This window comes from Flavobacterium hydrocarbonoxydans, from assembly GCF_009789235.1.
GTDB classification, from domain to species: domain Bacteria; phylum Bacteroidota; class Bacteroidia; order Flavobacteriales; family Flavobacteriaceae; genus Flavobacterium; species Flavobacterium hydrocarbonoxydans.
On record NZ_WSTB01000041.1, the window covers coordinates 1 to 516 of the forward strand.

Annotated in this window: 1 pseudogene; it reads right to left on the reverse strand. The window is 46.7% G+C overall.

The annotated features are described in order from the left end of the window. Positions 1–516, reverse strand: a pseudogene (locus GON26_RS21510) (hypothetical protein); the annotation flags it as partial.

Consider the following 516-nt stretch of genomic DNA (forward strand, 5'->3'; position numbering starts at 1 on the left):
ATGTCGTAGTTGGTGTACCAGGATCGTTGACATTTACTGCCACAACCAGTCTTACTGCGCTCTCACAACCTGTGACAGCGTCTATAATGGTAGCATAATAATTTCCGTCTGCCAAAGCATCCGTAGCTAGTAATGGCGTAGTGCTCGTAGCACTGCTGTACCAAACTGCTGTAGCTGGTGTTACTGCAATATCGGCAACTGTTGGAGCATCTTCTAAACAGAAATCCTGTGTAGCAGCTGTTGTAGTTGGTGTACCCGGATCGTTAACATTTACTGCCACAACCAATCTGGTGGCGCTCTCACAACCTGTAACTGCGTCTATAATGGTAGCATAATAGTTTCCGTCTGCCAAAGCATCCGTAGCTAGTAATGGTGTAGTGCTCGTAGCGCTGCTGTACCAAACTGCTGTAGCTGGTGTTACTGCAATATCGGCAACTGTTGGCGCATCTTCTAAACAGAAATCCTGTGTAGCTGATGTTGTGGTTGGTGTACCCGGATCGTTAACATTTACTGCCA